Annotated in this window: 7 protein-coding genes and 1 pseudogene; 3 read left to right on the forward strand and 5 right to left on the reverse strand. The window is 59.0% G+C overall.

The window, feature by feature from the left end:
• The first annotated feature begins 134 nt into the window (after positions 1 to 134).
• Positions 135 to 2,201 carry a N,N-dimethylformamidase beta subunit family domain-containing protein gene (locus NKH28_RS10335; protein WP_352542045.1) on the forward strand — a complete coding sequence of 689 codons (2,067 nt, stop codon included), beginning with the start codon at positions 135 to 137 and terminating at the stop codon, positions 2,199 to 2,201.
• Positions 2,201 to 2,542, forward strand: a complete 342-nt coding sequence (locus NKH28_RS10340; protein ID WP_352680904.1) for a dihydrofolate reductase family protein — start codon at positions 2,201 to 2,203, stop codon at positions 2,540 to 2,542. The genes NKH28_RS10335 and NKH28_RS10340 overlap by 1 nt, the downstream gene beginning before the upstream one ends.
• 1,064 nt (positions 2,543 to 3,606) lie before the next feature.
• On the opposite strand, the gene NKH28_RS10345 is transcribed toward NKH28_RS10340, so the two are convergent.
• Both NKH28_RS10345 and NKH28_RS10350 read right to left on the reverse strand, forming a co-directional pair.
• Positions 3,607 to 4,500 (reverse strand): NAD(P)/FAD-dependent oxidoreductase, encoded by an 894-nt coding sequence (locus tag NKH28_RS10345; protein ID WP_352542046.1) that lies wholly within the window; start codon positions 4,498 to 4,500, stop codon positions 3,607 to 3,609.
• The gene (locus NKH28_RS10350) at positions 4,493 to 4,711 is read right to left on the reverse strand and encodes a hypothetical protein (protein WP_352772010.1); all 219 of its coding nucleotides are present in this window, start codon (positions 4,709 to 4,711) and stop codon (positions 4,493 to 4,495) included. The genes NKH28_RS10345 and NKH28_RS10350 overlap by 8 nt, the downstream gene beginning before the upstream one ends.
• Before the next feature lie 77 nt (positions 4,712 to 4,788).
• Between NKH28_RS10350 and NKH28_RS10355 the strand changes: the two genes are divergently transcribed.
• Positions 4,789 to 5,439, forward strand: a complete 651-nt coding sequence (locus NKH28_RS10355) for a TetR/AcrR family transcriptional regulator (RefSeq protein WP_352542048.1) — start codon at positions 4,789 to 4,791, stop codon at positions 5,437 to 5,439.
• 649 nt (positions 5,440 to 6,088) lie between these two features.
• Here NKH28_RS10355 and NKH28_RS34445 read toward each other — a convergent pair.
• The 3 genes and pseudogenes from NKH28_RS34445 to NKH28_RS10375 form a co-directional block, all read right to left on the reverse strand.
• Positions 6,089 to 6,253: pseudogene (locus NKH28_RS34445) on the reverse strand (GMP synthase (glutamine-hydrolyzing)); the annotation flags it as partial.
• A gap of 96 nt (positions 6,254 to 6,349) precedes the next feature.
• Positions 6,350 to 6,985, reverse strand: coding sequence for an NAD(P)H-dependent oxidoreductase (locus NKH28_RS10370; RefSeq protein ID WP_352971165.1), 636 nt, complete (start codon positions 6,983 to 6,985; stop codon positions 6,350 to 6,352).
• 475 nt (positions 6,986 to 7,460) lie between these two features.
• The coding region (locus NKH28_RS10375) for a transposase (RefSeq protein ID WP_352978735.1) at positions 7,461 to 7,777 on the reverse strand (317 nt) is incomplete at its 5' end.

The following is a 7,777-nucleotide window of genomic DNA, read 5'->3' on the forward strand; positions in this document are numbered from 1 at the left end:
CTATACAAGCATGTACATCATGGCCGTAGTGCGCCATGCGGAACTCTGCTTGTCAGAGCGGCAGCGCATTGGCCGACATCGGACCGGTCTACGCGGTTCGCCCCAGCCCATCTGGAGTTCATCGGGAGGGATAGATGAAGCGCGCAGTAAACCACGACGCGATGAGCGTGGTCGGCTATACAACCCCCTGGAGTGCCAAAGCAGGCCAGCGGATCACCCTCAGCCTGTCATGCGACCGGCCGATAAAGGCCACACGAATTTGCCGGCTCGACAAGCCGGTTCCGGAATTTCTCGCCTGGCCCATCGAAACGGTAGGTGAAGCACGGCGTCGGCATTTCGACCAAGGGTCGTTCCTGTTCGTGCGAGCCGGCGAACTGGCCAAAGTACAAGCCGTCCACGACATACGTTTCGAGCTGTTCCTCACGCGCAACGAAGGTGCGCGCACGATCCTGGAAGCAGGCGCCCTCGGGCTGCGCCTCCGCGACGGCGCATTTGTCGTGGAAATCGGCGGCGAAACCCTTGTCGAGAAGAAGGCGCCAACTGGTGTGTGGCTCACTGTCGAGTTGGACCTGCGGCAGGAGCAGTTGCGCCTGCGCATCAAATCCCATGACCGTCTCGCGCCTTACGAACTCCATGAAGGTTTTGCCGGCCCTGAGCGGACCCTCCAGGCGCACGACATCCATTTCGGCGCAAGCGCCACCAACCACGAACCTACCCTCAACGCGAAATTTGCTGCGATCCGGCTCGACACCCCACAGGGGACTGTTGCCTGGGATTTCCCGACGCTGTTACCAACGCAGGCGATCCTGACGTCGGGCGGAGCAGATCCGTTGCTCCTCGACGTGATCAATCAGCCAGCCTTCTGCGTGACTTCGGCACGCTGGGACGGATCGAGCTTCGAGCCTCGCTTGGTGCCGTCGCACTACGACGCTATCCATTGCCACGACGACGACATCGGCCCGCTTGAGTGGCCGGTCTCGCACCGCGTGACGATCCCCGAAAACGCACACCCAGGCGTCTACGCGTTCCAGGCCGAATGGGAGGGTGGCTACGAACGCGTGGTGTTCTTCGTCACCTCTTCACAGGTTTCGTCGCCGCTGTTGTATCTCGTGCCGACGGCCACCTATCTCGCTTATGCGGACGAATATCTCCCGGATCATCTTTATGAATGGAAAGGCGACGACCGGGGACATCGCTTCGCGATCGCCAACAATCTGAAATCCCTTTACGACTACCATTCCGACCTTAGCGGTGTTTCCATCTGCTCCTACAAAAAGCCGAAAGTGACGCTCAGGGACGATTACGATTATCCGCTCTGCGGCTGCCCACACAATTTGCCGGTCGATCTGCATTTCCTCCGATTCTGCCACGACAATGGAATCGTGTTTGACGTCATGACCGATCACGATTTGCACGAATGCGGCATAGACGGTTTGCGTCGACATCAAGCCGTCGTCACCGGCAGTCATCCCGAATATATGTCGATCGAGATGGAGCAGGCGCTGCGGCAGTTTGTAGCCGAAGGCGGCAGCATCGCCTATCTCGGCGGAAACGGCTTTGCTGCCACTGTGGCTTTCAAGGACGACCTGATGGAGTTGCGGCGCTCGCCGCTGGAGGCCGGCCGCACCTGGGACGGCCCTGTCGCCGAACAGGCGCTGTCGATCACCAACGAACCAGGCGGCTATCTCCGCTGCCGCGGCCGAGGCGAATTCTCGCTGATCGGCGGTGCAATCTCATTGATGGGTTTCGATGGCGCACGCCCCTTCACGCGCACTGAGGAAAGCCATGAAGCAGGATGCGCATGGCTGTTCGAAGGCGTTGAAAATGCGACCTTCGGCACCGACGGCATGGTGCTGGGCGGTGCCGCGGGCTACGAAGTGGATGCGACGTATCCAGCCCTCGGCACTTCCGCTGACACCGTCGTGATCGCGCGGGCGACGGGATTTCCCGACAGCTTCTTCCAGGATCCGACGCGCTGGTATGAGGGCGGGGATAAGCAACGCATCGCCCGCCGCTGCGCCGAAATGACCCTGCGAAAGCTCGCAGCAGGCGGCTTGATCTTTTCCGCAAGCTCGGTTGCCTGGTGCGGCGCGCTGCCAGCCGCAGGCGCCATGAACGATGTCGGCAGGATCACGCTCAATCTGCTTACCCGCCTCGGTGCGACGAAAGGAGAACCAGGCCGAGAAAAATCGATAAGCTGATGGGCGCCGTTACGGAAAGACCCGTATCCGGTCTTGGGAAATCAAATCAGTCGGCGTGCACCGGCTGTTGCCTCAGCCGCAACCAGCCGGCGAAATTGCAGCCCGGTGGTGAAAGTTGGGCGGAGGCCTATGTGGCGAGCGGTGACTTGGCGGAGGAAGTCGCCAAGTTGAAAGCCCAAGAGGGCAAGCCGATCATCGCCCACGGCGGAGTGAGCTTCGCCCGCAGTCTCGTCGCCCAAGGACTGGTCGACCAGCTCGCCCTGATGGTGGCCCCGTGGCGCTGGGCAAAGGCCTGCCGCTGTTCTCCGAACTCGCCGCGCCGATGTCTCTCAAGCTGGTGAGCTCGAAAGCCTTTCCGGGGGCCGCGGTGGCGCAGATTTACCGGCCAACGTGAACAGGTCAGAGAATGTGTGCAGCCAACGAACCGACGAAGTAAGGGCGAGGTATAAATGAATGCGATCCCTTCGGATCGTCGTCGATCGATAGGAGCCTGTGCATGGCGAAGCTTGTGTTCGGAATGATGCAGTCGCTCGACGGCTATGTCGCTGGCGCCGAGGGCGGGCCCGGGCTGCCGATGCCGGGCGAGGCGCTCCATCGCCACTTCAACGCTGCGTCTCGTGGCCAGCGACCGGGTTGGCGAGGACGCGATCAGAGTGACGTACGTTCCCCGCCTGATCACAACCCACCCGACACCCTAACGTCCGTCGGACCGAATTTGAGCTCATTCCCACTCGATTGTTCTAAATCTAGTTAGGCCATTGATATAGCTAGGTTTTTTATTCGTTGCCGCGCAAGAAGCCGACCCATGGGCCGTCAAAACGTTACAGTCTTGATTTCAAATGGAAAAATAGCACGAAAATTTTTTGTGCGGTTTTGGCATCTATCGAAGTCGATCGCCTTTCCCGACCCACTTTGGGCAACTCAGGTGGGTTTCACAGCGAACCAAGAAAGTACCGTCACTAACTTTCATAGCACAGCGCGCCACAACGCGACCCGCCGCGGCAGCGTCATCCAAGCGCCATCCCTCTCCGTTTGTAGGTGAACTGGATACCGCTGGCAGTGCAAACTGGACACTCCCGGCAGCATAAACTGGACACCTCAAGACCCACCCGCTCCGAGGACGCGACAGCACGGTTCAAGGTGCAATGTCGCGCCCTCCACTTGCTGAACTTCTTCCCGGAGGGGGCCGGGGGAGGTTGAATAACCTGTGGAAAGCCTGTGGGTCTTTTTGGGACCGTTTGCGGACCGGCCTGAGCCTAGGAATCGTTTTGCTCAACTGCCCCTTCGAGACGGCTGACCGGCCAAAGACGTCCCTCAGGGGAGAGGGGCCCCGCGTTCCGTGGCACCGGCCCGCAACCTTCAGAATATGATAGCCCGCGGCAACCGGAGAAGGGAATCTGTGCTCTCAAACCAGCATCGACTGCTGGGCGGAGATACCCGCCGTCGCGCCATGCGATGTTGCCAGGGTGACCGAGGCCATGAGGGGGTTGGCGAGGTCGCCGGCGGCGTAGATGCCGGGAATGCTAGTTTCGCGGCGCTCGTCGACCTTGAGGGCGATGCCGAGGGGCGTATCGACCGTGGCGAGGCCCAGTGATTCATGCAGGCTTGCGGACGGCTTGTTGCGCGGATGGGCGAACAGGATGTCGACCGCGACATTGCGGCCGGTATCGAGATTGACGGTGGCGATATGGCCCCCGTGATGGGCGATCTCGGTGATCCGGCCATCGACGACAGGTATGTTGCGGCGCGCCAGATCGGCCCGGATATCGGGTGGAATGTCGTGACCATCGGCGAAGAGCGTCAACGTGTCGGTCCAATCGTGGTACAGCCTGACATAATTGTGCGACTGCGGGCCGGACCAGACGAGGCCCCAATGCTGGCCGGCGGCTTCAAAGCCGTCGCAATAGGGGCAGGGTACGATGGACGTGCCCCAGCTTTCGGCAAAGCCCGGAACATCAGGCATCTGGTCGGCGACGCCATAGCTCAGGATCAGGCGCCGCGCCCCAAGGCTTTCGCCATCGCCAGTGAGGACGGAGAAATCGTCGATGGCGCCGGAGACGCTGCCGGCCCGGGCACTGACCAGCCTGATCGTGGGATAACGCGCCAGCTGCTGCCGCGCCTCGGCCAGGATGTCCAGCGGTGGCTTGTGATCGTGACCGAGCAGGCCATGCGAGTGGCCGGCGAAGCGATTGCGCGGCAGGCCGGTATCGAGAACTGTGACCTTGCGGCGGGCACGGCCGAGCTGCAGGGCGCCGGCGAGACCGGCAAAGCTGCCGCCGATGATGATGACGTCATCCATGGTGATGGGCTCCGTGTTGTTGATGGAGGGGAGTGGGCTGGGCCTGGCGCGAAATATCGTCCAGCGATACGCGCTCGAGACGGGCAGCGAGCAGGGCTTCGGCATCGGCGAGAAAGTCGCCCATCACTGTGTTGGCCGGCCGGACAATGCCGCATTCGATATCGCCGGGCGGCCCGGGGAAACTTGATTTGGAGGACAGGTTGAAATCCACCCGCTAGCTTGCACATTTCGGAAACTACATGGTATCGTAATTCAAGAATTAGGATACTGTCAAGGACTGGAATTGTCGTGACCGAAAACAGCCAGGGCCGGCGCGGCCGGCCCGCCAACGAGGCGCTTGGCCAAACGATACTCGACGCCGCTTGCGAACTCTTTGTGGAATTGGGTTTTCAAGCGACGACATTGGACAAGGTCGCCCAGCGGGCGAAGATATCCAAGCTCAGCATCTATCGGCACTTCGAGAACAAGGAGGCGCTGTTCAGCGCGGCCATCGCGGCCGGCTGCCATCAGTTGTTTGCACCACAGGCCCTTCTTGAAGGCGTCGACGGTTCGGTCGACGATCAGCTCATGGCGGTGGGATCATCACTGCTTCGTACGCTGTTGAGATCAGACGTCCGCAGTGTCGAAGCCATGGTCATGGCCGACAAGACGAATCAAAAGTCGTTAAGCAAGCTCCATTACGAAGCCGGCCCCGCCCATGTCATCGCCCAAATCGAGGCCCTGTTGCGCCAGCTGCACGCGAAGGCGGTTCTGAACGTGCCCGATCCTCTCCGGTCCGCCCGCTTGTTTGCCGCGCTTTTCAAAGGATCCGATCTCCTGATTATCGCACGCTTCGATCAGGCGAGAGCAGAAGACGACAACGAAATCGAATCCTATTGCCGGTCGGCCGTCGCCATGTTCATCGCCGCGCACGGTGGCAACGACCACGCGGGCGGATAAGCATTTGATTGCTCCGGGCAGCTTGGCCGGGACCGTATCCAGGCGCTTCGTCATATTGGGCCGGCGCGCGCGGCCGAGCTTGCACAGATCGCGGCACCTCATCTTTCTCCCAACGATAAAAAGACGCTCGCATCTACCGCGGTCCAAGCTCCCGCCTGGATGCGGTCGACGCTTCTCTCCATCGCAGATCCGGCAGCAGTCGGGACAACATTTGATAGGTGATGCGACGGTGCCATCCGACCATATGCTATCGGGTCCGGAACATCGATCGGTACCGCAGCCAAAGCTGAAACTATGTATGTCGATAACTAAAGTACCGTCAGCGCAGAAATGTCATGCTACGGGCAATTTTCGTTATATTTCAAAGCGTTGACGCACAGAAAAGTACCGTCAAATCCCAAAAACGAATGACGGTACTTTTTAGAATGCTCTGTCGGATACGAAAAGTACCGTCAAAAGTACCGTCAGAGTGATCTGCTACAAGCTGGGAGCCGCGCCAGGCGCTCCGATAAACTTAACGATTTCAAACGACTTGATAGGTTTGTCAATTCCATTGATAAGGTGCCCTGGCTAGCAGTCTGCCCTGCCCGCAAATCATTGTATTTTCTGCGAAATTCTACGCTAGAGCCGCCTATCATCGCCGTTTCCCTCACTCCCACTCGATTGTGCCTGGCGGTTTGCTCGTCACGTCATAGACGACGCGGTTGATGCCGCGCACCTCGTTGATGATGCCGGTGGCGGCTGCGCCCAGGAATGCCATGTCGTGACGGTAGATATCCGCGGTGCTGCCATCTACCGATGGTGATGCGCGTACATACCGATAAGGGCAGCGGTCACGAGCCGCGCTGTCCCCACGGGCATTGCTCTACGTGCGCCCTTCAAGGAAAAGGAGCATTGTGACGGGGCTTAGCTATAGACGCTGTAGCGTTGATCTAATGCGATTTATCGCAGCATCGACGCCTTGCCTAGGCAGACTTTCAACCTTGTAAAATGAAAGGAACGTAAGCGAGGCTTGAGGAGCACAGGTATTCAGAATAGCTGTCTTGAGAACACGCCGCACTGGCCGCCTGAGGATCAGCCAATCGACCCACCAAGGTGAGCCCAAAGTTGTTATTGCAACCACCTTCCTTAACTGGCGAAGTCGCGGTTGTATGGCACCAAGATCGGCTGCGTGATCGTATGCAATACCAGGCACCCATACCCTGTCGAACCAGCCCTTCAATATAGCTGGAGGTCCGAACCACCACGTGGGAAAAATCAAGACGATAGTCTCGGCCCAGAGAAGATCCTCAATCTCTTTAGCTACCTCTGTGGTCTCGAATCCGGAATAGTAGCTCGCACGCTCCGCCGGTGTAAGAGCCGGGAAGAAGCCAGATCGATACAGATCAACATGTCGGCACTGGTGCTTCGCATCCACCAGGGTGTCGATAGCTGCGTTCGAAAGCGTTTGGCAAAGGCTTGGATTGAGTGGATGAGCCGTGACAATCAAACATCGCATACTAATATTTTGAATCCTCCCCAATTTGGTTGCGCTGCGCGTCATCATTCGTGCGGCGCGGTGCTCGGGCAAAGCTTCTCATAGCAATCATGGGATTTCGAAATAGCTGTACGCGCCACAGTCTTCAAAGAGCAATTGCTTTTCAACGCCGAGAATGGCCCTTCTCGTCGCCTTGAGGGACTAGAGGCCACCATGCAAGGACAATCGCCTACATCTGCCGGGGTATTATCGCTTCCGCCACTCTGCTCTCGGCAGCTCGCTAAGACTCCCCCTCATTCCCACTCGATGGTTCATAGCTATGGTAACTCGCTGATTTGGCTATCGCAAATCCTTTGCGCATGACGAAGAACCCTCTTGCGATCCGTCAGAAATTTGCGCTCTTGATTTCAAACACCAATTTCGACGGTCCACGATTTGCTCGTTTCGGCGACTATCGGTAGATAGTGTTGAAGAAGTCGGCGATGAAGCCGTGGATCCACTCGCACCGAAGCGTCTTGATTAAGGTCGACGCGACCTCCTCGCCTTAAGTGGCTCGGACGTTTGTTCCGAGGGTGCAAATCTTGGCCAATTTCCTGAGGTTCTGGGCGATGGCTGCAAGGTGGAACTCATCGCGGGCACCACAGGGGCCGCGCAATCGCAATCGATCGAGCTTCAGGATGCGCTTGAGGTGCGCGAACAGCATCTCCACCTTCTTCCGCTGATAGCGTGAGGTCTGGTAGGCGTCTGTCTTTGCGATGTCGCGGGCCATGTCGCGCGCGCCCTCATAGATCGAGCGCAGCACCTTGCGCGCCGGCTCCTTCGGGCAACAGCTGGGCTTCAGGGCACAGGCGTCGCAATCCA

Source organism: Mesorhizobium sp. M1227, from assembly GCF_040318315.1.
GTDB lineage: Bacteria > Pseudomonadota > Alphaproteobacteria > Rhizobiales > Rhizobiaceae > Mesorhizobium.

What these genes read in the sequence shown, in the direction of transcription:
- NKH28_RS10340 (WP_352680904.1), top strand. Translation starts at nt 2,201, where the DNA reads ATGGGCGCCGTTACGGAAAGACCCGTATCCGGTCTTGGGAAATCAAAT.
- NKH28_RS10345 (WP_352542046.1), bottom strand. Translation starts at nt 4,500, where the DNA reads ATGGATGACGTCATCATCATCGGCGGCAGCTTTGCCGGTCTCGCCGGC.
- NKH28_RS10335 (WP_352542045.1), top strand. Translation starts at nt 135, where the DNA reads ATGAAGCGCGCAGTAAACCACGACGCGATGAGCGTGGTCGGCTATACA.
- NKH28_RS10370 (WP_352971165.1), bottom strand. Translation starts at nt 6,985, where the DNA reads ATGATGACGCGCAGCGCAACCAAATTGGGGAGGATTCAAAATATTAGT.